This window comes from Pseudomonas sp. HMSC063H08, assembly GCF_001813645.1.
In the GTDB taxonomy this organism is placed as follows: Bacteria; Pseudomonadota; Gammaproteobacteria; order Pseudomonadales; family Pseudomonadaceae; genus Pseudomonas; species Pseudomonas aeruginosa.
Genome location: NZ_KV813597.1, coordinates 1 through 24,975, shown reverse-complemented (window position 1 = coordinate 24,975; position 24,975 = coordinate 1). Strand labels below are relative to the sequence as shown.

Below are 24,975 nucleotides of genomic sequence, written 5' to 3'. Positions count from 1 at the left end.
GGTAAAAGCGCGACCGGGAGCTGCCTGCCGGTCATGCAGCGACCGGAATATCCGGATCGACCGTACCAGGTTCCCAACCCCGAAGAGGGAGACCTCCGTGATCAAGAAGATCCTGATCGCCAACCGCGGCGAGATCGCCGTCCGCATCGTGCGCGCCTGCGCCGAGATGGGCATCCGCTCGGTGGCCGTCTACTCCGAGGCCGATCGCCACGCGCTGCACGTCAAGCGCGCCGACGAAGCCCACAGCATCGGCGCGGACCCGCTGGCCGGCTACCTCAACCCGCGCGCCCTGGTGAACCTGGCGGTGGAAAGTGGCTGCGACGCCCTGCACCCCGGCTATGGCTTCCTCTCGGAAAATGCCGAGCTGGCGGAAATCTGCGCCGAGCGCGGTATCAAGTTCATCGGCCCGTCGGCGCAAGTGATCCGCCGCATGGGCGACAAGACCGAAGCCCGCCGCAGCATGATCGCCGCCGGCGTGCCCTGTACCCCCGGCACCGAAGGCAACGTCGCCGATCTCGCCGAGGCCCTGCGCGAAGCCGAGCGGATCGGCTACCCGGTGATGCTCAAGGCCACCTCCGGCGGCGGCGGTCGCGGCATCCGTCGCTGCAACAGCCGCGAGGAGCTGGAACAGGCGTTCCCGCGGGTGATCTCCGAGGCGACCAAGGCCTTCGGCAGCGCCGAGGTATTCCTCGAGAAGTGCATCGTCAATCCCAAGCACATCGAGGCGCAGATCCTCGCCGATTCCTTCGGCAACACCGTGCACCTGTTCGAGCGCGACTGCTCGATCCAGCGCCGCAACCAGAAGCTCATCGAGATCGCCCCGAGCCCGCAGCTCACTCCCGAGCAGCGCGCCTATATCGGCGACCTGGCGGTGCGCGCGGCCAAGGCGGTGGGCTACGAGAACGCCGGCACCGTGGAGTTCCTGCTCGCCGACGGCGAGGTGTACTTCATGGAGATGAACACCCGGGTCCAGGTGGAGCACACCATCACCGAGGAAATCACCGGCATCGACGTGGTCCGCGAGCAGATCCGCATCGCTTCCGGGCTGGAGCTGTCGGTCAAGCAGGACGACATCGTCCATCGCGGCTACGCCCTGCAGTTCCGCATCAACGCCGAGGACCCGAAGAACAACTTCCTGCCCTCGTTCGGCAAGATCACCCGCTACTACGCCCCCGGCGGCCCCGGCGTGCGTACCGACACGGCGATCTACACCGGCTACACCATCCCGCCGTACTACGACTCGATGTGCCTGAAGCTGATCGTCTGGGCGCTGACCTGGGAAGAGGCCCTCGATCGCGGCCTGCGCGCCCTCGACGACATGCGCGTGCAAGGGGTCAAGACCACCGCGCCGTACTACCAGGAAATCCTCCGCAACCCGGAATTCCGCAGCGGCCAGTTCAACACCAGCTTCGTCGAAAGCCACCCGGAACTGACCCAGTACTCGATCAAGCGCAACCCGTCGCACCTGGCCATCGCCATCGCCACCGCCATCGCGGCCCACGCCGGCCTGTAAGGGAAGGAGCAGAACATGAGCAACACCATCCAAGCGAAGAAGACCGGCGTCACCGATACCATCCTGCGCGATGCCCACCAGTCGCTGCTGGCGACCCGCATGCGCACCGAGGACATGCTGCCGATTTGCGACAAGCTCGACCGCGTCGGCTACTGGTCGCTGGAAGTCTGGGGCGGCGCCACCTTCGACGCCTGCGTGCGCTTCCTCAAGGAAGACCCGTGGGAACGCCTGCGCAAGCTCAAGGCGGCGCTGCCCAACACCCGCCTGCAGATGCTCCTGCGCGGGCAGAACCTGCTCGGCTACCGCCACTACAGCGACGATGTGGTGCGCGCCTTCGTGGCCAAGGCGGCGGTCAACGGCATCGACGTGTTCCGCATCTTCGACGCGATGAACGACGTGCGTAACCTGCGCGTCTCCATCGAGGCGGTGAAGGCCGCCGGCAAGCACGCCCAGGGCACCATCTGCTACACCACCAGCCCGGTGCACACCATCGAGGCCTTCGTCGCCCAGGGCAAGGCGATGGCCGACATGGGCGTCGACTCCATCGCCATCAAGGACATGGCCGGCCTGCTCACCCCCTATGCCACCGGCGACCTGGTCAAGGCCCTGAAGGACGCCCTGCCGCTGGACGTGGTGGTGCATTCCCATGACACCGCCGGTGTCGCCAGCATGTGCCAGCTCAAGGCCGTGGAAAACGGCGCCGACCGTATCGACACGGCGATCTCCAGCATGGCCTGGGGCACCAGCCACCCGGGCACCGAATCGATGGTCGCGGCGCTGCGCGGTACCCCCTACGACACCGGCCTGGACCTGGAGCTGATCCAGGAGATCGGCATGTACTTCCACGCGGTGCGCAAGAAGTACCACCAGTTCGAGAGCGAATTCACCGGCGTGGATACCCGCGTGCAGGTCAACCAGGTGCCGGGCGGGATGATTTCCAACCTGGCCAACCAGCTCAAGGAGCAGGGCGCGCTGAACCGTATGGGCGAGGTGCTCGAGGAAATCCCGCGGGTCCGCGCCGACCTCGGTTTCCCGCCGCTGGTGACGCCGACTTCGCAGATCGTCGGCACCCAGGCGTTCTTCAACGTGCTCGCCGGCGAGCGCTACAAGACCATCACCAACGAGGTGAAGCTGTATCTGCAAGGCCGCTATGGCAAGGCTCCCGGCGAGGTCAACGAGCAACTGCGGCGCCAGGCCATCGGCAGCGAGGAAGTCATCGACGTGCGCCCGGCCGACCTGATCAAGCCGGAGCTGAACAAGCTGCGCAGCGAGATCGGCAACCTGGCCAAGTCCGAGGAAGACGTACTCACCTACGCGATGTTCCCGGACATCGGGCGCAAGTTCCTCGAAGAGCGTGAGGCCGGCACCCTGAAGCCCGAGGAACTGCTGCCGATTCCCACCGGCAAGGGCGTCGCCGCCGCCGGCGCGGAAGGCACCCCGACCGAGTTCGTCATCGACGTGCACGGCGAGACCTACCGCGTCGACATCACCGGGGTCGGCGTGAAGAGCGACAACAAGCGGCACTTCTACCTGTCCATCGACGGCATGCCGGAAGAAGTGGTGTTCGAGCCGCTCAACGAATATGTCGCCGGCTCCGCCAGCGGCCGCAAGCATGCCAGCGAGCCGGGCCACGTCAGCACCACCATGCCGGGCAACATCGTCGACGTGCTGGTGAAGGAAGGCGATAGCGTCAAGGCCGGCCAGGCGGTGTTGATCACCGAGGCGATGAAGATGGAAACCGAGGTCCAGGCCGGCATCGCCGGTACGGTCAAGGCGATCCACGTGGCCAAGGGCGACCGGGTCAACCCGGGCGAGATCCTGATCGAGATTGCGGGCTGACCGCGACAGACGGTTAAAGTCCCTGGGGGAGCATGATGCTCCCCTTTTTTTATCGGCATCGGTTGCCGCGTCGGCCGGCTGTTCGCCCTGCCAGGGTGCGCCCGGCGCGCGCGCCGCCTAGAATGCCGCCTCTGCCAACGGCGCGTCGCGCCGCAGGCGCTGACTATCGGGAAGTCCAGGTGTCGTCCTCTCCAGCTCAAACGCCCAGCCGCCGGCCCTCGCTGCTCGGCGGTTCGATGATCATCGCCGGCACCGCCGTCGGCGCCGGAATGTTCTCCCTGCCCATCGCCATGTCCGGCATCTGGTTCGGCTGGTCGGTGGCGGTGTTCCTGCTCACCTGGTTCTGCATGCTGCTGTCGGGGATGATGATCCTCGAGGCCAACCTCAACTACCCGGTGGGCTCGAGCTTCTCGACCATCACCCGCGACCTGCTCGGCCAGGGCTGGAATGTGGTCAACGGGCTGAGCATCGCCTTCGTCCTCTATATCCTCACCTATGCCTATATCTCCGGCGGCGGCTCGATCATCGGCTACACCCTGTCCAGCGGCCTCGGCGTGACCCTGCCGGAAAAGCTCGCCGGGCTGCTGTTCGCCCTGGCGGTGGCGCTGGTGGTGTGGTGGAGCACCCGCGCGGTGGACCGCATCACCACGCTGATGCTCGGCGGCATGATCATTACCTTCGGCCTCTCCATCAGCGGCCTGCTCGGGCGCATCCAGCCGGCGATCCTGTTCAACAGCGGCGAGCCGGACGCGGTCTACTGGCCCTACCTGCTGGCGACCCTGCCGTTCTGCCTGACTTCCTTCGGTTACCACGGCAACGTGCCGAGCCTGATGAAGTACTACGGCAAGGACCCGCAGCGGATCAGCCGTTCGCTGTGGATCGGCACCCTGATCGCCCTGGCCATCTACCTGCTGTGGCAGGCCAGCACCCTGGGCACCATCCCGCGCGAGCAGTTCAAGGGCATCATCGCCGGCGGCAGCAACGTCGGCACCCTGGTGGAATACCTGCACCGGATCACCGCGTCGGATTCGCTGAACGCGCTGCTCACCACCTTCTCCAACCTGGCGGTGGCCAGCTCCTTCCTCGGCGTGACCCTCGGCCTGTTCGACTACCTGGCCGACCTGTGCAGGTTCGACGACAGCCACTTCGGGCGCTTCAAGACCGCGTTGCTGACCTTCGTCCCACCGACCATCGGCGGGCTGCTGTTCCCCAACGGCTTCATCTACGCCATCGGTTTCGCCGGGCTGGCCGCGGCGTTCTGGGCGGTGATCGTTCCGGCGCTGATGGCGCGGGCCTCGCGCAAGCGCTTCGGCAGCCCGCTGTTCCGCGCCTGGGGCGGCACGCCGGCGATCGTGCTGGTGCTGCTGTTCGGCGTGGCCAACGCGGTCGCGCACATCCTGGCCAGCCTGCACTGGCTGCCGGAGTACCGTTGAGCGACCGGCAGTCCCTGCCAGGGGCTAGTCGCGCAGCGCCTCCAGCGTCTGCCGCTGGCGGCCTTCGGCGTCGAAGTTGGAAGGATCGAGCCAGCGCTCGAACGCCGCCTGTCGCGCCGGCCATTCGCTGTCGAGCAGGGAGAACCAGGCGGTGTCGCGGTTGCGCTGCTTGACCACCATGTGCTGGCGGAAGGTGCCTTCGTAGGTGAAGCCCAGGCGCTCGGCGGCGCGCATCGAACGGGCGTTGCCGGCATTGCACTTCCACTCCAGGCGGCGGTAGCCGAGGCGGCCGAGGGCGAGTTCGGCGAGCAGGTAGACCGCCTCGGTAGACCCCGGTGTGCGCTGCATCGGCGCGCCGAAGGCGATATGGCCGATTTCGATGACGCCATCCTTCGGCGTGATCCGCAGGTAGCTGAGCAGGCCGACGGCGCGCTGCGTGCGCCGCTCGCGCACGGCGAAGAACAGCGGGTCGCGGCTGGCCGCCTGGCCGGCCAGCCAGGCGTCGAACGCCGGGCGCTCGGCGAACGGGCCGTAGGCCAGGTATTCCCACAGCAACGGGTCGGCGCCAGGCCCTTGCAGGGCGTCCCACAGGTCGTCGCCGTGGCGTTGCGGATCGAGCGGTTCGAGCTTGACGAAGCGGCCGTCGAGCGGGGCGTGGGGTGGAGTGGCGACGGGGCGCCAGTTCAAGGGTTCGCGCATGGTGGGCCTCAGAGAATCCTGCGGTACTGAAGGAAACCGGACTTGTCGGCGATGCGCTCGTACAGCTTCATCGCGTCGCTGTTGCTCTCGTGGGTCAGCCAGTGCACCCGCGAACAGCCAGCGGCGCCGGCCTCGGCGTAGACATGCTCGATCAGCCGGCGCCCTATGCCCTCGCCGCGCAGGCCCTCGGCGACGAACAGGTCCTGCAGGTAGCAGTAGTCGCCGACGGTCCAGCAGGAGCGGTGGTAGATCCAGTGCACCAGGCCCACGGCGCGCTCGTCGAGCCAGGCGAGGGCGGCGTTCATCGGTTCGTCGGCGTCGAGGAAGCGCTGCCAGGTGGCGTCGCTGGTAGCGGCGGCGATCTCGGTCTTGTAGAAGCGCTGGTAGCCCTGCCACAGCGGCAGCCAGGCGGCGTGGTCGGCGGCGCCGACGGGACGAATCTGCAGGGACGTGCTCATGGCTCGGTTCCATGTCCGGGTAAAGGTGCCTCCAGACTAGGCCGGGAAATGGTCCGCTAGAAGATCCATTGCTGGTCAATTCCACAGGTCCAATCCACACTGGCGCTTTCTTCCCTCCGAGACCGCCATGGCCACCGTACTGCCCTTCGACGCCGCCGGCATCCACCTCGACCCCGCCCAGGGCCTGGCGCGCCAGCTCTACGCCGCGCTGCGCGAACGGATCCTCGACGGCCGCCTCGGCAGCCGCACGCGGATGCCCGCCAGCCGCGAGCTGGCCCAGGCCCTGAAGGTCTCGCGCAACACCGTGGTGCGGGCCTATGAACAGTTGCACGCCGAGGGCTATATCGACGGGCGCACAGGCGACGGCACCTACGTTGCCGAGTTGCAGGAAATCCCAGGCAGGGCCCCTGCCGTCGCCCCGAGCGCTCCCGCGCCACGCGGCCCGGCGGCCCTGGCGCCGCCTCCGGAAGGCGCGCCGCGAGCGTTCCGCGTCGGCGTGCCGGCCTTCGACCTGTTCCCCTTCGACACCTGGGCGCGGCTACAGGCGCGCTTCTGGCGCAACCCGCCGGCGGACTGCCTGGGCTACGGCGACCCGGCCGGCGAGGCGCGCCTGCGCGAGCTGATCGCCGCCTACCTGCGCAGCGCGCGCGGCCTGCGCTGCGAGGCGGAACAGGTGATCGTCACCCATGGCGCGCAGCAGGCCATCCGCCTGTGCGCCCAGGTGTTGCTCGAGAACGGCGATCCGGTGGCTGTGGAAAACCCCGGCTACCGCGCGGCGCGCCTGGCCTTCGCCGCGACCGGCGCGGTACCGCACGGGATCGACCTCGACGCCGAGGGCCTGCGCAGCGACCGGCTCGCGGGCATCGCCGGCTGCCGCCTGGCCTATGTCACGCCGTCACACCAGTACCCCACCGGCGTCACCCTGTCGCTGGCGCGGCGCCTGGAGCTGCTGGAGTGGGCCGAGCGCGCCGACGGCTGGATCGTCGAGGACGACTACGACGGCGAGTATCGCTACAGCGGTACGCCGCTGGCGCCGCTGGCCGCGCTGGACCGACAGGGCCGGGTGCTCTACGTCGGGACCTTCTGCAAGATCGCCTTCCCGGCGTTGCGCCTGGGCTACCTGGTGGTCCCGCCGGCGCTGGTCGAGCGCTTCCGCCAGCGGCGGGCCATCGAGGTACGCCATTCGGAGGTGGGCACCCAGCGGGTCATGGCCGACTTCATCGCCGAGGGGCATTTCCAGCGCCACGTCCGCCGCATGCGCCGCGCCGCCCGCGCCCGCCGCGACGCCTTGCTGCGGGGCTGGCCAGAGGCGCCGGGTTGCCAGCCGTTGCCGGCGGTGGAGGCGGGGCTGCATCTGTGCGTGCGGGTCGACAGCCTGGCGCGCGAGCGGGCCCTGATCGCCGCGGCGGCAGCCGCCGGGGTGGAAGTCAGCGCCTTGAGCGACTACTGGATGGACGACTCCAGCGTTGCGCCAGACGACCGCGCGGGCCTGGTGCTGGGCTTCGCGGCAGTACCCGAGGCGCGTATCGACGAAGCGCTGCGGGCGTTGCGCAAGGCCTGGCGGCGGGAGGCCCTGGTTGGACCCGTCGTCGCGACTGACTAGAATGCCCCCGGATCACCCTCGCGCCCAGGAGTAGCCATGAGTGTCGCCCTTTCCGCCGCGCCCGAGCGCAAGCTCGCCGCCCCCCTGATCGCCTTCGCCCTGCTGGTGCTCGGCGGGCTGTTCCTGTTCAACGCGGTCAGCGCGCGCCAGGCCATCCTCTTCATCGTCGGCGGCGCCCTGGGCCTGACCCTCTACCACGCCGCCTTCGGCTTCACCTCCGCCTGGCGGGTATTCATCCGCGAACGGCGCGGCGCCGGGCTGCGCGCGCAGATGGTGATGCTGGCGCTGGCGGTGCTGCTGTTCTTCCCGGCGCTGGCGGCGGGCAGCCTGTTCGGCCAGCCGGTGAGCGGTTTCGTCTCGCCGGTCGGCACTTCGGTGATCGTCGGCGCCTTCATTTTCGGCATCGGCATGCAACTGGGCGGCGGCTGCGCCTCCGGCACCCTGTTCACCGTCGGCGGCGGCAACGCGCGGATGCTGGTGACCCTGCTGTTCTTCATCCTCGGCTCGCTGATCGCCACCCAGCATGTCGGCTGGTGGTTCGCCCTGCCGTCGCTGCCGCCGATCTCGCTGGTCGCCGAACTGGGCCTGGCACCGGCGCTGGTGTTGAGCCTGGCGGTGTTCATCGGCATCGCCGGGGTCACGGTGCGCATGGAGAAGGCCCGCCACGGCACCCTGGAAACCCCGCCGAGCGCCGAATGGCGTGGTTGGCGGCGCTTCCTCCGCGGCCCCTGGCCGCTGGTCTGGGGGGCGCTGGCGCTGGCGCTGCTCAACTTCCTCACCCTGTACCTCGCCGGACGCCCCTGGGGCATCACATCGGCCTTCGCCCTGTGGGGCGCGAAGATCGCCCAGGGCGTGGGCCTGGACGTCGGCGCCTGGGCCTTCTGGCAGACGCCGGCGAACGCCAAGGCGCTGGCCGCGCCGCTGTGGGAAGACATCACCAGCGTGATGGACATCGGCATCGTCCTCGGCGCGCTGCTCGCCGCCGGCCTGGCCGGACGCTTCGCGCCGAACCTGGACATCCCGCGCCGTTCGCTGGCGGCGGCGGTGATCGGCGGGCTGCTGCTCGGCTACGGCGCGCGCCTGGCCTATGGCTGCAACATCGGCGCGTATTTCAGCGGGATCGCTTCCGGCAGCCTGCATGGCTGGTTGTGGTTGGTGGCGGCGTTTGCCGGCAACAGCGTCGGGGTACGGGTATTGAGGCCTTATTTCTTCCCGGAGGAGCGGCGGGAGCAAGGGTTGACGGGGTGTTGAGAGGGGATATGCCTTCGTAGGACGTATGACGCGGACGTGAGCGCAGCCACACAACACCTCGGCAACGGGGAAGATCTGCGGGCCGTCCTGAGCGGTGAAAAAAAGAAGGGACACCGCAGGTCGCCGTGTCCCTCAGAGTGTAGAGAGGGAAAGTTGGTATCCCTCTCGACCGGTGAGCGTGGCGCCGCGGCTGGGCCGGGGCGCCGGGTATAAAAGAAGGGATGAAGGGTATCCATCCCTAAAGGTCGAGGGGGTAGTACTCCCCCTCTACCGGTGAGCCTTCTTCGATCGGCTGTGCTGCGGCCCGGCTGCGTCGACAGCCGGACCTGGGCGCGCTCGATCTCGTATCGGATCAGGCGCGCAGCGGAATCAGGCGCGGCGCGATCATGTTTTCCGGCAGCAGGATGTCGGCCAGGGTGGCCTCGTCCAGCAGCTTTTCCTCGCGTACCAGTTCCAGTACGCCGCGGCCGCTCTCCAGGGCGGTCTTGGCGATCCGCGTGGAGTTCTCGTAGCCGATGTACGGGTTCAGCGCGGTGACCAGGCCGATGCTGTGCTCGACCAGTTCGTGGCAGCGCTCGACGTTGGCGGTGATGCCGGTGATGCAGTGCTCGCGGAGCATGTCCATGGCGCGTTGCAGCAGGCGGATCGAGTCGAAGATCTTGTAGGCGATCAGCGGCTCCATCACGTTCAGTTGCAACTGGCCGCCTTCGGCCGCCAGGGTCAGGGCGAGGTCGTTGCCGATCACTTCGAAGGCGACCTGGTTGACCGCTTCCGGGATCACCGGGTTGACCTTGCCCGGCATGATCGAACTGCCCGGCTGGCGCGGCGGCAGGTTGATCTCGTTGATGCCGGTGCGCGGGCCGCTGGAGAGCAGGCGCAGGTCGTTGCAGATCTTCGACAGCTTGACCGCGGTGCGCTTGAGCATGCCGGAGAACAGCACGAAGGCGCCCATGTCGGAGGTGGCTTCGATCAGGTCGGCGGCCGGCTTCAGCGGCTGCCCGCTGATGGCGGCCAGGCGCTCGACGGCGAGCTTCTGGTAGCCGGGGTCGGCGTTGATGCCGGTGCCGATGGCGGTGCCACCGAGGTTCACTTCGGTGAGCAGCTCCGGCGCCAGGCGACGCAGGCGGTCGAGGTCTTCGCCGAGGGTGGTGGCGAAAGCGTGGAATTCCTGGCCGAGGGTCATCGGCACGGCGTCCTGCAACTGGGTGCGGCCCATCTTCAGTACGCCGGCGAATTCGACGCCCTTGGCGGCGAAGGCCTGGATCAGGCTGTCGAGGCTGGCCAGCAGGGTGTCGTGGCCGAGCAGCAGGCCCAGGCGGATGGCGGTCGGGTAGGCGTCGTTGGTCGACTGCGCCATGTTCACATCGTTGTTCGGGTGCAGGTACTTGTACTCACCCTTGGTATGGCCCATGGCTTCCAGCGCGATGTTCGCGATCACTTCGTTCGCGTTCATGTTGGTGGAGGTACCGGCGCCGCCCTGGATCATGTCCACCACGAACTGCTCGTGGAAATCGCCGCGGATCAGGCGGGCGCAGGCCTCGCTGATGGCGGCGTGCTTGTCTTCCGGGAGATGGCCGAGCTGACGGTTGGCGTCGGCGGCGGCCTGCTTGACCATGGCCAGGGCAACGACCAGCTTCGGGTAGTGCGACAGCGGCACCCCGGAGAGGCGGAAGTTGTTCACGGCGCGCAGGGTCTGGATGCCGTAGTAGGCGTCAGCGGGCACTTCGAGGGTGCCGAGCAGGTCTTTCTCGATACGGGAAGATGCAACGGGGGACATGACGGGATTTGTCTCAGAGGGACACGGCCAGTGCCGCGATGCCCACTAGACTAAGGATGTGACGATTTCGTGGCCAATGCTGTTAAACGCTGCCTCATGCACAAACGGCATAATGTTGGATGTGACGCTGGTATGATGGCGGACGTGTCATCGCATTACCGGAGCCTTTCCCGTCGTGAACCTCGAACTGAAGTGGCTGGAGGATTTCATCGCCCTGGCCGGCACCCGCAGCTTTTCCCAGGCGGCGGAGAAGCGCTTCGTCACCCAGCCGGCCTTCAGCCGGCGCATCCGCAGCCTGGAGGACGCCCTCGGCCTGACCCTGGTGAATCGCCAGCGCACGCCGGTGGAACTGACCGAGGCCGGGCAGCTGTTCCTGGTCACCGCGCGCAGCGTGGTCGAGCAGCTCGGCCAGGTGGTGCGCCACCTGCACCACCTGGAAGGCGGGCAGGGCGAGGTGCTGCAGTTCGCCGCCGCCCACTCGCTGGCGCTGGGCTTCTTCCCGCAGTGGATCGCGCGGCTGCGCAACGAGGGGCTGAACATCGCCAGTCGGCTGATCGCCACCAACGTCGGCGAGGCGGTGCATTCCCTGCGCGAGGGTAGCTGCGACCTGATGCTGGCGTTCTACGACCCTGACGCCGCGTTGCAGATGGATCCGGAGATCTTCCCCTCGCTGCACCTGGGGCGCACCGAGATGCTGCCGGTCTGCGCGGTGAACGCCGAGGGCCTGCCGCTGTTCGACCTGGAGAACGGCCAGAGCGTGCCGCTGCTCGCCTACAGCGCCAGCGCCTTCCTCGGTCGCGGGGTCAACCTGCTGCTGCGCCAGCGCAACCTGCGCTACACCACGGTCTACGAGACGGCGATGGCCGACAGCCTGAAGAGCATGGCGCTGCAAGGCATGGGCGTGGCCTGGGTGCCACGGCTGAGCGTGGTCAACGAACTGGAGCGCGGCGAACTGGCGATCTGTGGCGGGCCGCAATGGTTCGTGCCGCAGGAAATCCGCCTGTACCGCTGCGCGCTGGTGCGCAAGGCGGCGATCCGCCTGCTCTGGCGCAAGCTGGAAGGCGGGCTGGGCAGCGTCGAGTAGACAGGCAAGGGCGGCGCCGGGACGCCGCCCCGCAGGTCACATCTCAAGGACGATGCGCCCCTCGATCTGCCCGGCGCGCATCTGGTCGAGGATCTGGTTGATGTCGTCCAGCTTGCCCGGATGGATGGTCGCCTTGACCAGGCCTTCGCCGGCAAAGTCGAGGGCTTCCTGCAGGTCCGCGCGGGTGCCGACGATGGAGCCGGCGATGTGCAGGCCCTTGAGCACCACGTCGAAGATCGGCGTCGGGAAGTCACCCGGCGGCAGGCCGACCAGGGCAATGGTGCCGCCGCGGCGGGCCATGCCGATGGCCTGGCCGAAGGCGCTGTTGGATACCGCTGTGACCAGCACCCCGTGGGCGCCGCCGATGTCGCGCTGGATCGCCTCCACCGGGTCTTCCTGCCGGGCGTTGACCGTCAGGCTGGCACCGAGCTTGCGCGCCAGTTCCAGCTTGGCGTCGTCGATGTCGATGGCGGCGACGTGCAGGCCCATGGCCCTGGCGTACTGCACGGCGACGTGGCCGAGGCCGCCGATGCCGGAGATCGCCACCCACTGGCCGGGGCGCGCGTTGGTCTGCTTGAGCCCCTTGTAGACGGTGACGCCGGCGCAGAGGATCGGCGCGATTTCAGCGAATTCGACGTTTTTCGGCAGAATTCCGACGTAGTTCGGGTCGGCCAATACGTATTCGGCATAGCCGCCGTTCACCGAGTAGCCGGTGTTCTGCTGGCTCTCGCAGAGGGTCTCCCAGCCGGTCAGGCAGTGCTCGCAGCAGCCGCAGGCGGTGTACAGCCAGGGGATGCCGACCCGGTCGCCTTCCTTCACCCGGGTCACTCCGCTGCCCACCGCGGCGACGTAGCCGACGCCTTCGTGACCGGGAATGAACGGCAACGGCGGCTTCACCGGCCAGTCGCCCTCGGCGGCGTGCAGGTCGGTGTGGCAGACGCCGGAGGCTTCGATCTTCACCAGTACCTGCCCGGGGCCGGGCAGCGGAACCTTGACTTCCTCGATCCGCAGCGGCGCGCCGTAGGCGTGCACGACCGCGGCTTTCATGGTCTGTGGCAGGGTCATGGTCATCTCCTTGGACGGGGCTGAGCGCCTGTCGCGGTGCCTTTGACGGGCACCGCGACAGGCTGCGGAACCGGCGCGGCCGCCGCTCCCTCGGAGCGCGCCGCGACAACCAGTCTGGCCGCTCGTGGCAGGCGCGCATTGAGTTGCGGCAAGTTTCCCGCCATGGCGCGAAAAAACGGGACGGACGGTAACCCCCGGCGCGCGCCCGGCCTGCCTTTGCGGTATACTGCGCCGCCTTCGAACCGGCACTGCCCGCCGGCTCGGCCCAGTACAAGCCACGCCCCTCGACGAAGCGTGGCTTGTTGGTTTCTGACGCGCCGGACGGCGCATTTGAGAGAGGCACGACGATGAGCGCACTGGTTGGCGTGATCATGGGTTCCAAATCGGACTGGAGCACCCTCAGTCACACCGCGGACATGCTGGACAAGCTGGGCATCCCCTACGAAGTGAAGGTGGTTTCCGCCCACCGCACCCCGGACCTGCTCTTCCAGTACGCCGAGGAAGCCGAAGGCCGCGGCCTCGAAGTGATCATCGCCGGCGCTGGCGGCGCCGCCCACCTGCCGGGCATGTGCGCGGCCAAGACCCACCTGCCGGTACTCGGCGTGCCGGTACAGTCGTCGATGCTGTCGGGTGTCGACTCGCTGCTCTCCATCGTGCAGATGCCCGCCGGCGTACCGGTCGCCACCCTGGCCATCGGCAAGGCCGGCGCGGTCAACGCGGCGCTGCTCTCGGCGAGCATCCTCGGCGCCAAGCACCCGCAGTACCACGAGGCGCTGAAGCAGTTCCGCGCCAACCAGACCGAAACCGTGCTGGACAATCCCGACCCGCGCGATGCGTGAGACAGGCTCTGAGAAGGTAAGGCTCGAACCATGAAAATCGGTGTCATCGGTGGCGGCCAGCTGGGCCGCATGCTGGCCCTGGCGGGAACCCCGCTGGGCATGAACTTCGCTTTCCTCGACCCGGCGCCGGACGCCTGCGCGGCCTCCCTGGGCGAGCACATCCGCGCCGACTACGGCGACCAGGAGCACCTGCGGCAACTGGCCGACGAGGTCGACCTGGTGACCTTCGAGTTCGAGAGCGTGCCGGCGGAAACCGTGGCTTTCCTCTCCCAGTTCGTGCCGGTCTACCCGAACGCCGAGTCGCTGCGCATCGCCCGCGACCGCTGGTTCGAGAAGTCGATGTTCAAGGACCTCGGCATTCCCACTCCGGACTTCGCCGACGTCCAGTCCCAGGCCGACCTCGATGCCGCCGCAGCCGCCATCGGCCTGCCGGCGGTGCTCAAGACCCGCACCCTGGGCTACGACGGCAAGGGCCAGAAGGTCCTGCGCCAGCCAGCCGACGTGCAGGGCGCGTTCGCCGAACTGGGCAGCGTGCCGTGCATCCTCGAGGGCTTCGTGCCGTTCACCGGGGAAGTCTCGCTGGTGGCGGTGCGCGCTCGCGATGGGGAGACGCGTTTCTACCCGCTGGTGCACAACACCCACGACAGCGGCATCCTCAAGCTCTCCGTGGCCAGCAGCGCGCATCCGTTGCAGGCGCTGGCCGAGGACTACGTCGGCCGCGTGCTGGCCCGGCTCGACTACGTCGGCGTGCTGGCCTTCGAGTTCTTCGAGGTGGACGGCGGCCTGAAGGCCAACGAGATCGCCCCGCGCGTGCACAACTCCGGGCACTGGACCATCGAAGGCGCCGAGTGCAGCCAGTTCGAGAACCACCTGCGCGCCGTCGCCGGCCTGCCGCTGGGCTCGACCGCCAAGGTCGGCGAGAGCGCGATGCTCAATTTCATCGGCGCGGTGCCCCCGGTGGCTCAGGTGGTCGCCGTCGCCGATTGCCACCTGCATCACTACGGCAAGGCCTTCAAGAACGGCCGCAAGGTTGGCCATGCCACCCTGCGCTGTGCCGACCGGGCGACGCTGCAGGCGCGCATCGCCGAGGTCGAGGCGCTGATCGAGGCGTGAGCGATTGCCGTCCGCCCATCCTTGGGTTGGCGGGCGGCACTGAACCCAAGGCTTTTCTACACTGTCCCATGGCAGGCGCAATACATGCGCATACACCCGTAAGGAGGGACTGTCATGGGATTAATCGGAACCATCATCGTCGGACTGATCGTTGGTCTCGTTGCACGCTTTCTGAAGCCAGGTGACGACAGCATGGGCTGGATCATGACCATCCTGCTCGGCATCGGCGGTTCGCTGCTGGCCACCTACGGCGGCCAGGCGATCGGCTTCTACCAGGCCGGTCAGGCGGCCGGTTTCATCGGCGCGGTGGTCGGCGCCGTCGTACTGCTGGTCATTTACGGCCTGATCAAGAAGAATTGATGGCTCTGGCCGGCCCCCGCGGGGGCCGACGTTTCCTCACTTCGCCGGTATTCCCGCCATCATGCGCCGCTTCCCGTTCGCCCGCCTGTTGCTGCTCGCCCTGTTGTCCTCACCCCTGGCCCACGCCGAACTGCCCGAGACCGACTGGCTGGAACTGATGCCGCCGGCCGACCGCAAGGCGCTGGAAGAAATGCCCGACATCGTTCACGACACCCCGGAGGCCGCCGGCACCTTCACCAGCAAAGGGGGCCTGAAGCAGTCGGACCGGAAGATGCCGGCGGTGATGTATTCGGCCAAGACCGTCGCCAGCCTGGATGGCAAGGCGATCCGCCTCGGCGGCTACCCGGTGCCGCTGGAGAACGACGCCAAGGGCCGCGTCACCGAATTCTTCCTGGTGCCCTATCCGGGCGCCTGCATCCACGTGCCGCCGCCGCCGCCGAACCAGATCGTCCTGGTGCGTTATCCACAGGGGCTGAAGCTGACCGATATCTACACCCCGCTGTGGGTCAGCGGCACGCTGAAGATCGAGCAGGTGAGCAATGACCTGGCCGATGCCGCCTACGCCATCGACAAGGCGCGGGTGAAGGTGGTGGAGGAAGCGGACCTGTAGGGCCGGCACCTGCGCAACGGTCCATGGCGGACGATGCGAGCCGCGCCGTCCGCTCGCCGACCCGCTCAGGGTCGTTTCAGCGGCTCGCTCCAGATCTGCACGCCAAAGCTTTCGCTGCGCCCGGGGGCGACCACCATGAGGTCGTCCCAGACCCGCCCGGTCTCGATGCAGAGCATCTGCTGCCAGGCGTCGTCGGCGAACTGCGAGAGACGCCGGGACTTGTCCACCCAGGGGTTCCAGACCACCGCCGAGCGCGAGTCGAGGGCGTGCAGGTGGATGCTGCGTTCCCAGCGCGGGTCCTTGATCAGCAGGTCGCGTTCGAGACCGAGGTAGATGCGGTCCAGTTCGCCTTTGACCCGTACCGCGCCGTGCTGGGTGCGTTCTTCCCAGTTCTCCAGGGTCTCGATGTAGCGCGCGCCTTCCAGGCCCTCGATGGCGATCTCGCGGCTGTCGCTGACCGCGAAGTAGGTGTGCAGTGCCTGGCTGAGCACCAGCGGCTTGCTGCCTAGGTTCTCGCTGGTGAGTCGTAGGGTCAGGCGCTCGCCGAAGCGGAACAGCATGCGCAGCGCCGCCGGGTGCGGCCAGCCGGGGAGGCCATCGGGGGCGTCGAGGCGGAAGCTGACGCAGAGGTCGCCGTCCTCCTCGGCGATGTCGTCGATTTCCCAGTCGACCGCCCGGACCAGCCCGTGGGCGGGCGCCTTCAGGCCATCTTCCACCTGGCCGCGGACTTCCTGCGGGTTGCGCTCCAGCGGACCGAACCACGGCCAGCACACCGGCACCCCGCCGCGAACCGACTGCCCGCGCCGGTAGCCGGCCTCGTCGCTGAGCCAGACCAGCGGCGGCTGTTCGTGGGGCTGGTAGCTGAGCAGTTGCGCGCCCTGCTGGGCGATCAGCGCCTCGCCATGGGCGGTGTGGATGCGCCAGCAGGCCAGGTCGTCGACCTGTATCTGTTCGACGCGGTTGATCGGGCTATCGGTGCTCATGGCGGTCTCCGGGAGGCGAATGGATGGCAGCAGTATCACCGATCCATTTTATCGCCGGCAGTTCCCCCGGATAGCGCCAACGAAGACGCGGCCCGTAGGCCGCGTCGGTTGTTGCCGGTGGTTCAGGCCGCGCGGAACAGGTTGTGCGGGTCGATGACGAATTTCTTCGGCACCCCGGCGTCGAACTCGCCGTAGCCTTTCGGCGCATCGTCGAGGGTGATGACTTCCACCCCGACGATGTCGGCGATCTTGATCCGGTCCCACATGATCGCCTGCATCAGCTGGCGGTTGTACTTCATCACCGGGGTCTGGCCGGTATGGAAGCTGTGCGACTTGGCCCAGCCCAGGCCGAAGCGGATGCTCAGGGCGCCGTGCTTGGCGGCCGCGTCCACCGCGCCCGGGTCTTCGGTGACGTACAGGCCGGGAATGCCGATCTTGCCGGCGACCCGGGTGATGCCCATCAGCGAGTTGAGCACGGTGGCCGGGGCTTCCTGCTGCGAGCCCGAATGGCCGTGGCCGCGCGCCTCGAAACCGACCGCGTCGACCGCGCAGTCGACCTCCGGCTCGCCCAACAGAGCGGCGATCTGTTCGTGCAGCGGGGTGTCCTTGGACAGGTCGGCGATCTCGAAGCCCTGTTTCTTGGCATGGGCCAGGCGGGTCGGGTTGACGTCGCCGACGATCACCACCGCCGCGCCGAGCAGGCGTGCCGAGGCCGCCGCGGCCAGGCCGACCGGACCGGCGCCGGCGATGTAGACCGTGCTGCCCGGGCCGACGCCAGCGGTGACCGCGCCGTGGTAGCCGGTGGGGAGGATGTCCGAAAGGCAGGTCAGGTCGCGGATCTTCTCCATCGCCGCTTCGCGGTTGGGCAGTTTCAGCAGGTTGAAGTCGGCGTAGGGCACCAGCACGTATTCGGCCTGGCCGCCGACCCAGCCGCCCATGTCGACGTAGCCGTAGGCGCCGCCGGCCCGCGCCGGATTGACCGTCAGGCAGACGCCGGTGTGCTGTTCCTTGCAGGTACGGCAGTGGCCGCAGGCGACGTTGAACGGTACCGAGACCAGGTCGCCGATCTTCATGGTTTCCACGCCACGCCCGATCTCCACCACCTCGCCGGTGATCTCGTGGCCCAGCACCAGGCCTTCCGGCGCGGTGGTGCGGCCGCGCACCATGTGCTGGTCGGAGCCGCAGATGTTGGTGGAGACCACCCGCAGGATCACCCCGTGGTCGATCTGCCGGCCCTGCGGGTCCTGCATCTTCGGATAGGGAATGTTCTGCACCTCGACCTTGCCCGGGCCGAGATAGACCACACCACGATTGCCAGACATACGCGTTTCCTCTTTGTCGTTGTGGGTACAAATGCGCGGCGTCCACGGCCGCGCGGCTTTGCACTGGAAAGTCGTCTGTTGCGCGACAGGGCCGGAGAATGCTGGCAGCCGGCGGGCTGTCGGTGTTGCTCGGGACGCGAGGCCGTGCGAAGCGCCCCTCTCCCTGGCGCTCTTCCTTCAGCGAGGGTTGGGGAGAGAGGGCGCGCTTACAGCACCACGGTCCGATTGGCGTTGAGGAATACCCTCCGCTCGATGTGGTAGCCCACCGCCCGCGCCAGGGTCAGGCACTCGATGTCGCGGCCCTTGGCGATCAGGTCCTCGGGGTAGTGGGCGTGGTCGACCGTCTCGACGCCCTGGGCGATGATCGGCCCTTCGTCGAGGTCGTTGTTGATGTAGTGGGCGGTGGCGCCGACCAGCTTCACGCCCTTCTGGTAGGCCTGGTGGTACGGCTTGGCGCCCTTGAAGCCGGGCAGCAGGGAGTGATGGATGTTGATCGCCCAGCCGTCCAGGCGTCGGCACAGTTCCGGCGACAGCACCTGCATGTAGCGAGCGAGGATCACCAGCTCGGCGCCACTCTCTTCGAGCACCTGCCAGACCCTGGCTTCCTGGGCCGGCTTGTCGTTCGGGTCGAGCGGGAAGTGGTGGTAGGGAATGCCGTGCCAGCGCGCCAGCGGCTCCAGGTCCGGGTGATTGGAAATCACCGCCACCACGTCCATCGGCAACTGGCCGATGCGCTGGCGGTAGAGCAGGTCGTTCAGGCAGTGGTCGGCCTTGGAAACCATGATCGCCACCTGGCTGCGGTAGCCCGGCGCGGTCAGCTCGGTACGCATGCCGAACGGTGCCACCCGTTCGGCCAGTCCGGCGCGGAAGGAGGCTTCGTCGAAGCCGTCGCCGGCGCGGAACTCCACGCGGATGAAGAAGCGTTGCGCCAGGCGGTCGTCGAACGAATGGTGCTCGGTGACGTAGCAGCGCTGCTCGAAGAGGTAGCGCGTCACCACGTCGACGGTGCCCAGCAGGCTGGGACTGTCGGCGGTGAGGATCCAGGTGTCGGGGGTACGGCTCATCGCGAGGCTCCGGGTCCGGTATCCCCTCCCGGGGAGCGGGGAAGGCTGCTCATGCCGCTACCTGCAGGCCGTATTCGGCGCTGGCGTCCTGCAACCAGAGCCAGAAGTAGTCGGCGAAGCTGCGGCGCACGACCAGCTCCCAGGTGTCCTCGCCGGTATGGCGGATCACGCATTGCGACTTGGCGAAGATGCTGCCGACCGCCTTGCCCACCGGGAAGTTGCTCGGATGCACGTCGTAGCTGGTGGATTTCATCAGCAGTTCGCGGACGTTCGCTCCGCTCAGTTCGAGCAGCGTCTGCCCGCCGCTGACGTTGACCACCGCGTAGTGCAGCTCCTCGCCCAGGGCCTGGCGCAGGCGCTGTTCGACGGCATATTCCTCGCCGCCGGGGACGATCAGCAACCATTCGTCCGGGGCCAGCCATTGCAGCGAGGTCTCGCCGCTGGCGACCAGGGTCAGGGCCACCGGCAGTTCCAGGCCGAGGGCCTGGTGCACGGCGGCGGCGAAGGCCGGGTCGGCGGCATCGCCGCGCAGCACCAGGTGACCGAGCAGCTTCTTCTCGCGCAGGACGATACCGGCCTTCGCGGCGGTCTTGCCGGCGAGCTTGTGCAGCTCGGCATGGTGCAGCGGCGATTCGGCGTGGACGCCGGGTTCGGGGCGTTGCTGGTAGACGTTTGCCTTGCTCATTCGTTTTCACCTTGGGGCGCCGCGCGCCCTGGTAGCCTGTCTGCCTTCTCCCTTCGGGGAGAGGGCCGGGGAGAGGGGCGAACCCCTCTCCGGTCAATCCACGTTCTGCCGTTCCCCTTTCGGGTCGTAGAACACCGAGGAACAGATCTCCGCCTCGATGAAGCGGCCGTCCGCCAGCGGCGCGTAGACCTTCTGGCCCATGCGCTTGAGGCCGCCTTTCACCACCGCCAGGGCGAAGCCGTGGCCGAGGCTGGCGCTCATGTAGCTGGAGGTGACGTGGCCGACCATCTTCATCGGGATCGCCTGCTGGGTGTCGAACACCAGTTGCGCGCCTTCGGGCAGTACCTCCTGCGGGTTGCTCGGCCTGAGTCCGACCAGTTGCTTGCGATCCTCGCGCAGGCAGTCGGCGCGGTTCATGCCGCGCCAGCCGATCCAGGAGAACGGCTTGCTGCGGCCCACCGCCCAGCCCATGTTGAGATCGTCCGGGGTGACCGAGGCATCGGTGTCCTGGCCGACGATGATGAAGCCCTTCTCGGCGCGCAGGACGTGCATGGTCTCGGTGCCGTAGGGCGTCAGGCCGTACTTCGCACCGTGCTCGGCGAGCGCTTCGAGCACGCCCATGGCGTAGTCGGCCTGGACGTTCACCTCGTAGCTCAGCTCGCCGGTGAAGGAGATGCGGAACACCCGCGCCGGCACCCCGGCGACCTTGCCTTCCTTCCAGGTCATGAAGGGGAAGGCATCCTTGTCCAGGTCGATGTCGGTGACTTCGGCGAGCAGCTTGCGGCTGTTCGGGCCGGACAGGGTGAGGGTCGCGTAGTGGTCGGTGACCGAGGTGAAGTACACCTTCAGCTCCGGCCATTCGGTCTGGTGGTACAGCTCCAGCCACTCCAGTACGCGGGCGGCGCCGCCGGTGGTGGTGGTCATGACGAAGTGGTTGTCGGCCAGGCAGGCGGTCACGCCGTCGTCGAAGACCATCCCGTCTTCCTTGCACATCAGGCCGTAGCGCGCCTTGCCGACGTCGAGCTTGGTCCAGGCGTTGGTGTAGACCCGGTTGAGGAACTCCCGCGCGTCCGGGCCCTGGATGTCGATCTTGCCCAGGGTCGAGGCGTCGAGCAGGCCGACCGCCTCGCGCACCGCGCGGCATTCGCGGGCCACGGCGGCGTGCATGTCCTCGCCGCGGCGCGGGAAGTACCACGGCCGCTTCCACTGGCCGACGTCTTCGAACTCGGCGCCGTTCTTCACGTGCCAGGCGTGCAGGGCGGTGAAGCGCACCGGTTCGAACAGGTGCCCGCAGTGGCGGCCGGCGACGGCGCCGAAGGTCACCGGGGTGTAGTTCGGACGGAACATGGTGGTGCCGGTGTCGGCGATGCTCTTGCCCTGGGCCCGCGCGGCGATCGCCAGGCCGTTGATGTTGCCCAGCTTGCCCTGGTCGGTGCCGAAGCCCAGCGCGGTGTAGCGCTTGACATGCTCGATGGACTCGAAGCCCTCGCGGCAGGCCAGTTCGATGGCGGCGGCGGTGACGTCGTTCTGCGGATCGACGAACTGCTTCGGCGCGCGCGCCGTGGGCTTTTCGTGGGGCACCTGGAACAGCGCGACGGGTGCTTCCTCGCGGCGCGGCTGGACCTTCGGCAGGCTGCCGGCGGCGGTCTTGTAGCCGGCGTCGAGGGCGGCGCGGCTCCCGGCCTGGTAGCCGTCGGCGAGCACCTCGGCGAGCCCGAACACGCCGTTCACGGCGCCGGCGCAGATGCGTTTCTGCAGGCCGTCGCCGGGGACGAAGGCGAGGATTTCCTCGCGCCATTCCGGCTTGCCGCCCAGGTGCGAGGCCAGGTGCACGACCGGGCTGTAGCCGCCGGAGCTGGCGATCAGGTCGCAGTCCAGCCATTCGCCGCCGCTGGCGCGCATGGCCTGCAGGTCGATCCGGGCGACCTTGGCGCCGCTGACCCGCTTGCCGCCGCGAGCCTCGATCACCGAACTGCCGGTGATCACCCGCATACCGCGTTGGCGTGCTTCCTCGACCCACTCGCCGCGCGGATTGGCCCGGGCGTCGGCGATGGCCACCACTTGCAGGCCGGCTTCCTGCCAGTCGAGGGCGACGCGGTAGGCGTAGTCGTTGTTGGTGGCCAGCACCAGTTTCTTGCCCGGTGCCACGCCGTAGCGCCGTACATAGGTGGAAACCGCGCCGGCGAGCATGTTGCCGGGCAGGTCGTTGTTGCCGTAGACCAGCGGCCGCTCATGGGCGCCGGCGGCCAGTACCACGCGCTTGGCGCGCACGCGGTGCACACGCTGGCGGACCTGGCCGAGCGGGGCGACCTCGCCGAGGTGGTCGGTGCGCCGCTCGTGGATGGTGAGGAAGTTGTGGTCGTGGTAGCCGTTGACCGTGGAGCGCGGTAGCAGGATGACTTCCGGCAGGCCTTGCAGCTCGGCCACGGCGTCCGCGACCCACTCGGCGGCGGGCTTGCCGTCGAGGGTCTCGCGGGTGTCCAGCAGGCTGCCGCCGAACTCTTCCTGCTCGTCGGCGAGGATCACCCGCGCGCCGCTGCGGGCGGCGGCGAGGGCGGCGGCCAGGCCGGCCGGGCCGCCGCCGACCACCAGCACGTCGCAGTGGTGGTTCATCCAGTCGTAGCTGTCCGGATCGACCTCGGTCGGCGCGCGGCCCAGGCCGGCGGCCTTGCGGATGTACTTCTCGTAGGTCATCCACATCGACTGCGGGTACATGAAGGTCTTGTAGTAGAAACCGGGCGGCATCAGCTTGCCGCCGACCTTGCCGAAGATTCCCATCAGGTCGTTCTGCACGTTCGGCCAGCCGTTGGTACTGGTGGCCACCAGGCCGCCGTAGAGGGCCTGCTGGGTGGCGCGTACGTTGGGGATCTGGGTGGCTTCGCGGGAGCCGATCTGCAGGATCGCGTTGGGCTCCTCGGCGCCGGCGGCGACGATGCCGCGCGCCCGCGAGTACTTGAAGCTGCGGCCGACGATGTCGACGCCGTTGGCCAGCAGCGCGGCGGCCAGGGTGTCGCCGGCATAGCCCTGGTAGTGCTGGCCGTTGAAGCTGAAGGTCAGCAGGCGGTTGCGGTCGATGCGGCCGCCGCTGGACAGGCGATTGATCTGGCTCATGCCGGTTCCCCTTGTACGGCGGGTTTCTTCTCACCGTCGGCGACGACGCTGGGCTGCTCGCCGATCAGGTAGGTCTCGAGGATCTCGTAGGTCACCGTATGGCGGGTGACGTTGAAGTACTTGCGGCAGCCGGCGGCGTGCACCCACAGCTCGTGATGGAGGCCGCGCGGGTTGTCGCGGAAGAACATGTAGTCGCCCCATTCCTCGTCGCTGCAGGCGTTCGGGTCGAGCGGGCGCGGGATGTGGGCCTGACCCTTGGCGTGGAATTCCTCTTCGGAACGCAGTTCGCCGCAGTGGGGGCAGAAGATATTCAGCATTTTGTAGCCTCCGGAAACTGTTCTTGCCGGTTGACCGGCACCCTCTTCCTTCAGGGAGAGGGCTGGGGAGAGGGTCGCTCCCCGGTTGTTTCGTTACGGTCGAGAGTGGGCGCGCGCCTTCAACACCCTCTCCCGCCCTTCGGGCACCCTCTCCCTGAAGGGCGAGGGGCAGCGGATTTCGCCCTTCGGGCGGCTTTTGTCAGTGCGCCACTGCCGCCGCGCCGTGCTCGTCGATCAGCGCACCGCTGTGGAAGCGTTCGATGGAGAAGGGCGCGGCCAGCGGATGCGGTTCGCCCTTGGCCAGGGTGGCGGCGAAGACGTTTCCGGAGCCGGGAGTGGCCTTGAAGCCGCCGGTGCCCCAGCCGCAGTTGAAGAACAGGTTCTGCACCGGAGTCTTGCCGATGATCGGGCAGGCGTCCGGGGTGGTGTCGACGATGCCGCCCCACTGGCGGTTCATGCGTACCCGCGAGAGCACCGGGAACATCTCGACGATGGCTTGCAGGGTGTGCTCGATCACCGGGTAAGAGCCGCGCTGGCCGTAGCCGTTGTAGCCGTCGATGCCGGCGCCGATGACCAGGTCGCCCTTGTCCGACTGGCTGATGTAGCCATGCACGGCGTTGGACATGATCACGCTGTCGATGATCGGCTTCAGCGGCTCGGAGACCAGCGCCTGCAACGGGTGCGACTCCAGCGGCAGGCGGAAGCCGGCGAGCCTGGCCATGTGCCCGGAGTTGCCGGCGGTGACCACCCCGACACGACGCGCGCCGATGAAGCCGCGGTTGGTCTCGACGCCGATCACCGCGCCGTCCTGCTTGCGGAAGCCGGTGACTTCGGTCTGCTGGATCAGGTCCACGCCGAGGGCATCGGCGGCGCGGGCGAAGCCCCAGGCCACCGCATCATGGCGGGCGACGCCGCCGCGACGCTGGATGGTCGCGCCCATGATCGGGTAGCGGGTGTTCTTGCTGCAGTCCAGGTAGGGAATCTCCTCCGCCACCTGCTGCGCGTTCAACAGTTCGCCGTCGACGCCGTTGAGGCGGTTGGCGCTGACCCGGCGCTCGCCGTCGCGCATGTCCTGGAGGGTGTGGCAGAGGTTGTAGACCCCGCGCTGGGAGAACATCACGTTGTAGTTGAGGTCCTGGGACAGGCCCTCCCACAGCTTCATCGCGTGTTCGTAGAGCAGCGCGGACTCGTCCCACAGGTAGTTGGAGCGCACGATGGTGGTGTTGCGCGCGGTGTTGCCGCCGCCCAGCCAACCTTTCTCGACCACCGCCACGTTGCTGATGCCGTGTTCCTTGGCCAGGTAGTAGGCGGTGGCCAGGCCGTGCCCGCCGCCGCCGACGATGACCACGTCGTAGACCGGCTTCGGCGTGGGCGTGCGCCACATGCGTTGCCAGTTCTCGTGATGGCTCAGTGAATGCTTTAACAGGCCGAAGCCGGAGTAGCGTTGCATGTGGATGCTCCTGAACTGTTGCTCCCTCTCCCGCGGAGAGGGTTGGGCCGGGGCGCGTCGGGCTCCCCGACCGTCTTCGGGGGGCTCAGCGATAGACCGGGAAGTCCGCGCAGAGACCGGCGACTTGGGTGGCGACCTTGGCTTCCACGTCGGCATCGCCGAGGTGGTCGAGGATGTCGCAGATCCAGCCGGCCAGTTCGCGGCTCTGCGCTTCCTGCAGCCCGCGGGTGGTGATGGCCGGGGTGCCGATGCGGATGCCGGAGGTGACGAACGGGCTCTGCGGATCGTTCGGCACGGCGTTCTTGTTCACCGTGATGCCGACCCGGCCGAGGGCGGCGTCGGCTTCCTTGCCGGTCAGGCCCTGGCGCACCAGGCTGATCAGCATCAGGTGGTTGTCGG

21 protein-coding genes and 1 pseudogene are annotated in these 24,975 nt (G+C 68.1%); 10 read left to right on the top strand and 12 right to left on the bottom strand.

What is annotated here, in order from left to right; all coding sequences use genetic code 11:
• Positions 1 to 97 precede the first annotated feature (97 nt).
• From HMPREF2924_RS28250 to mtr, 3 genes are all read left to right on the top strand, one after another.
• Positions 98 to 1,513, top strand: a complete 1,416-nt coding sequence (locus HMPREF2924_RS28250; protein WP_003096848.1) for an acetyl-CoA carboxylase biotin carboxylase subunit — start codon at positions 98 to 100, stop codon at positions 1,511 to 1,513.
• A gap of 15 nt (positions 1,514 to 1,528) precedes the next feature.
• Complete coding sequence (gene oadA, locus HMPREF2924_RS28245) at positions 1,529 to 3,352, top strand: sodium-extruding oxaloacetate decarboxylase subunit alpha (protein WP_003105555.1); 1,824 nt, start codon at positions 1,529 to 1,531, stop codon at positions 3,350 to 3,352.
• A gap of 179 nt (positions 3,353 to 3,531) precedes the next feature.
• A complete protein-coding gene (gene mtr, locus HMPREF2924_RS28240; protein WP_003096841.1) occupies positions 3,532 to 4,785 on the top strand; it encodes a tryptophan permease in 1,254 nt (417 codons plus the stop codon).
• Positions 4,786 to 4,809: 24 nt separating this feature from the next.
• On the opposite strand, the gene HMPREF2924_RS28235 is transcribed toward mtr, so the two are convergent.
• Together HMPREF2924_RS28235 and HMPREF2924_RS28230 are read right to left on the bottom strand one after the other, a co-directional pair.
• A complete protein-coding gene (locus HMPREF2924_RS28235) occupies positions 4,810 to 5,484 on the bottom strand; it encodes a GNAT family N-acetyltransferase (RefSeq protein ID WP_003096837.1) in 675 nt (224 codons plus the stop codon).
• 8 nt (positions 5,485 to 5,492) lie between these two features.
• Positions 5,493 to 5,942: a GNAT family N-acetyltransferase gene (locus tag HMPREF2924_RS28230; RefSeq protein WP_003136389.1), complete on the bottom strand. Its 450-nt coding sequence runs from the start codon at positions 5,940 to 5,942 to the stop codon at positions 5,493 to 5,495.
• Between the two features lie 127 nt (positions 5,943 to 6,069).
• On the opposite strand from HMPREF2924_RS28230, the gene HMPREF2924_RS28225 reads away from it, so the two are divergent.
• Entirely contained in the window at positions 6,070 to 7,545 is a 1,476-nt protein-coding gene (locus HMPREF2924_RS28225; protein WP_003136388.1) for a MocR-like pyridoxine biosynthesis transcription factor PdxR, read from the top strand.
• Positions 7,546 to 7,581: 36 nt separating this feature from the next.
• Positions 7,582 to 8,796, top strand: coding sequence for a YeeE/YedE family protein (locus tag HMPREF2924_RS28220; RefSeq protein WP_003106317.1), 1,215 nt, complete (start codon positions 7,582 to 7,584; stop codon positions 8,794 to 8,796).
• A gap of 352 nt (positions 8,797 to 9,148) precedes the next feature.
• Here HMPREF2924_RS28220 and aspA read toward each other — a convergent pair whose 3' ends face one another.
• On the bottom strand, positions 9,149 to 10,573 hold the full coding sequence (aspA, locus tag HMPREF2924_RS28215; protein ID WP_003096822.1) for an aspartate ammonia-lyase: 1,425 nt from the start codon (positions 10,571 to 10,573) through the stop codon (positions 9,149 to 9,151).
• Positions 10,574 to 10,748: 175 nt separating this feature from the next.
• Here aspA and HMPREF2924_RS28210 point away from each other — a divergent pair, with 175 nt between their 5' ends.
• Entirely contained in the window at positions 10,749 to 11,657 is a 909-nt protein-coding gene (locus HMPREF2924_RS28210) for a LysR substrate-binding domain-containing protein (protein WP_003122350.1), read from the top strand.
• A 36-nt stretch (positions 11,658 to 11,693) separates the two neighbouring features.
• Here HMPREF2924_RS28210 and adhP read toward each other — a convergent pair whose 3' ends face one another.
• Positions 11,694 to 12,722 carry an alcohol dehydrogenase AdhP gene (adhP, locus tag HMPREF2924_RS28205; RefSeq protein WP_003111449.1) on the bottom strand — a complete coding sequence of 343 codons (1,029 nt, stop codon included), beginning with the start codon at positions 12,720 to 12,722 and terminating at the stop codon, positions 11,694 to 11,696.
• Between the two features lie 347 nt (positions 12,723 to 13,069).
• Between adhP and purE the strand changes: the two genes are divergently transcribed.
• The 4 genes from purE (at position 13,070) to HMPREF2924_RS28185 (ending at position 15,644) form a co-directional block, all read left to right on the top strand.
• On the top strand, positions 13,070 to 13,561 hold the full coding sequence (gene purE, locus HMPREF2924_RS28200; RefSeq protein ID WP_003106314.1) for a 5-(carboxyamino)imidazole ribonucleotide mutase: 492 nt from the start codon (positions 13,070 to 13,072) through the stop codon (positions 13,559 to 13,561).
• 30 nt (positions 13,562 to 13,591) lie between these two features.
• Complete coding sequence (locus HMPREF2924_RS28195; protein ID WP_003117624.1) at positions 13,592 to 14,674, top strand: 5-(carboxyamino)imidazole ribonucleotide synthase; 1,083 nt, start codon at positions 13,592 to 13,594, stop codon at positions 14,672 to 14,674.
• A 114-nt stretch (positions 14,675 to 14,788) separates the two neighbouring features.
• A complete protein-coding gene (locus HMPREF2924_RS28190) occupies positions 14,789 to 15,034 on the top strand; it encodes a GlsB/YeaQ/YmgE family stress response membrane protein (protein WP_003096795.1) in 246 nt (81 codons plus the stop codon).
• 61 nt (positions 15,035 to 15,095) lie between these two features.
• A complete protein-coding gene (locus HMPREF2924_RS28185) occupies positions 15,096 to 15,644 on the top strand; it encodes a DUF3299 domain-containing protein (protein ID WP_003136384.1) in 549 nt (182 codons plus the stop codon).
• A gap of 65 nt (positions 15,645 to 15,709) precedes the next feature.
• On the opposite strand, the gene HMPREF2924_RS28180 is transcribed toward HMPREF2924_RS28185, so the two are convergent.
• The 8 genes and pseudogenes from HMPREF2924_RS28180 to glyA form a co-directional block, all read right to left on the bottom strand.
• Positions 15,710 to 16,666 carry a D-hexose-6-phosphate mutarotase gene (locus HMPREF2924_RS28180; protein WP_003136382.1) on the bottom strand — a complete coding sequence of 319 codons (957 nt, stop codon included), beginning with the start codon at positions 16,664 to 16,666 and terminating at the stop codon, positions 15,710 to 15,712.
• A gap of 83 nt (positions 16,667 to 16,749) precedes the next feature.
• Entirely contained in the window at positions 16,750 to 17,949 is a 1,200-nt protein-coding gene (fdhA, locus tag HMPREF2924_RS28175; RefSeq protein WP_003096788.1) for a formaldehyde dehydrogenase, glutathione-independent, read from the bottom strand.
• A gap of 206 nt (positions 17,950 to 18,155) precedes the next feature.
• Positions 18,156 to 19,013, bottom strand: coding sequence for a formyltetrahydrofolate deformylase (locus HMPREF2924_RS28170; protein ID WP_003096786.1), 858 nt, complete (start codon positions 19,011 to 19,013; stop codon positions 18,156 to 18,158).
• A 49-nt stretch (positions 19,014 to 19,062) separates the two neighbouring features.
• Positions 19,063 to 19,698, bottom strand: a complete 636-nt coding sequence (gene soxG / locus HMPREF2924_RS28165) for a sarcosine oxidase subunit gamma (protein WP_003096784.1) — start codon at positions 19,696 to 19,698, stop codon at positions 19,063 to 19,065.
• A gap of 93 nt (positions 19,699 to 19,791) precedes the next feature.
• Complete coding sequence (locus tag HMPREF2924_RS28160) at positions 19,792 to 22,809, bottom strand: sarcosine oxidase subunit alpha (protein ID WP_003136379.1); 3,018 nt, start codon at positions 22,807 to 22,809, stop codon at positions 19,792 to 19,794.
• Positions 22,806 to 23,126: a sarcosine oxidase subunit delta gene (locus HMPREF2924_RS28155; protein ID WP_003096781.1), complete on the bottom strand. Its 321-nt coding sequence runs from the start codon at positions 23,124 to 23,126 to the stop codon at positions 22,806 to 22,808. The genes HMPREF2924_RS28160 and HMPREF2924_RS28155 overlap by 4 nt, the downstream gene beginning before the upstream one ends.
• Before the next feature lie 199 nt (positions 23,127 to 23,325).
• Positions 23,326 to 24,576, bottom strand: a complete 1,251-nt coding sequence (locus HMPREF2924_RS28150; RefSeq protein WP_003096779.1) for a sarcosine oxidase subunit beta — start codon at positions 24,574 to 24,576, stop codon at positions 23,326 to 23,328.
• An 85-nt stretch (positions 24,577 to 24,661) separates the two neighbouring features.
• Positions 24,662 to 24,975: pseudogene (glyA, locus tag HMPREF2924_RS28145) on the bottom strand (serine hydroxymethyltransferase); the annotation flags it as partial.

Bases quoted from the DNA above. Each gene is read 5' to 3' on its own strand.
- oadA (WP_003105555.1), top strand. From the start codon at position 1,529: ATGAGCAACACCATCCAAGCGAAGAAGACCGGCGTCACCGATACCATC.
- HMPREF2924_RS28235 (WP_003096837.1), bottom strand. From the start codon at position 5,484: ATGCGCGAACCCTTGAACTGGCGCCCCGTCGCCACTCCACCCCACGCC.
- HMPREF2924_RS28230 (WP_003136389.1), bottom strand. From the start codon at position 5,942: ATGAGCACGTCCCTGCAGATTCGTCCCGTCGGCGCCGCCGACCACGCC.
- HMPREF2924_RS28225 (WP_003136388.1), top strand. From the start codon at position 6,070: ATGGCCACCGTACTGCCCTTCGACGCCGCCGGCATCCACCTCGACCCC.
- HMPREF2924_RS28220 (WP_003106317.1), top strand. From the start codon at position 7,582: ATGAGTGTCGCCCTTTCCGCCGCGCCCGAGCGCAAGCTCGCCGCCCCC.
- aspA (WP_003096822.1), bottom strand. From the start codon at position 10,573: ATGTCCCCCGTTGCATCTTCCCGTATCGAGAAAGACCTGCTCGGCACC.
- adhP (WP_003111449.1), bottom strand. From the start codon at position 12,722: ATGACCCTGCCACAGACCATGAAAGCCGCGGTCGTGCACGCCTACGGC.
- purE (WP_003106314.1), top strand. From the start codon at position 13,070: ATGAGCGCACTGGTTGGCGTGATCATGGGTTCCAAATCGGACTGGAGC.
- HMPREF2924_RS28195 (WP_003117624.1), top strand. From the start codon at position 13,592: ATGAAAATCGGTGTCATCGGTGGCGGCCAGCTGGGCCGCATGCTGGCC.
- HMPREF2924_RS28190 (WP_003096795.1), top strand. From the start codon at position 14,789: ATGGGATTAATCGGAACCATCATCGTCGGACTGATCGTTGGTCTCGTT.
- HMPREF2924_RS28185 (WP_003136384.1), top strand. From the start codon at position 15,096: ATGCGCCGCTTCCCGTTCGCCCGCCTGTTGCTGCTCGCCCTGTTGTCC.
- fdhA (WP_003096788.1), bottom strand. From the start codon at position 17,949: ATGTCTGGCAATCGTGGTGTGGTCTATCTCGGCCCGGGCAAGGTCGAG.
- HMPREF2924_RS28170 (WP_003096786.1), bottom strand. From the start codon at position 19,013: ATGAGCCGTACCCCCGACACCTGGATCCTCACCGCCGACAGTCCCAGC.
- soxG (WP_003096784.1), bottom strand. From the start codon at position 19,698: ATGAGCAAGGCAAACGTCTACCAGCAACGCCCCGAACCCGGCGTCCAC.
- HMPREF2924_RS28160 (WP_003136379.1), bottom strand. From the start codon at position 22,809: ATGAGCCAGATCAATCGCCTGTCCAGCGGCGGCCGCATCGACCGCAAC.
- HMPREF2924_RS28155 (WP_003096781.1), bottom strand. From the start codon at position 23,126: ATGCTGAATATCTTCTGCCCCCACTGCGGCGAACTGCGTTCCGAAGAG.
- HMPREF2924_RS28150 (WP_003096779.1), bottom strand. From the start codon at position 24,576: ATGCAACGCTACTCCGGCTTCGGCCTGTTAAAGCATTCACTGAGCCAT.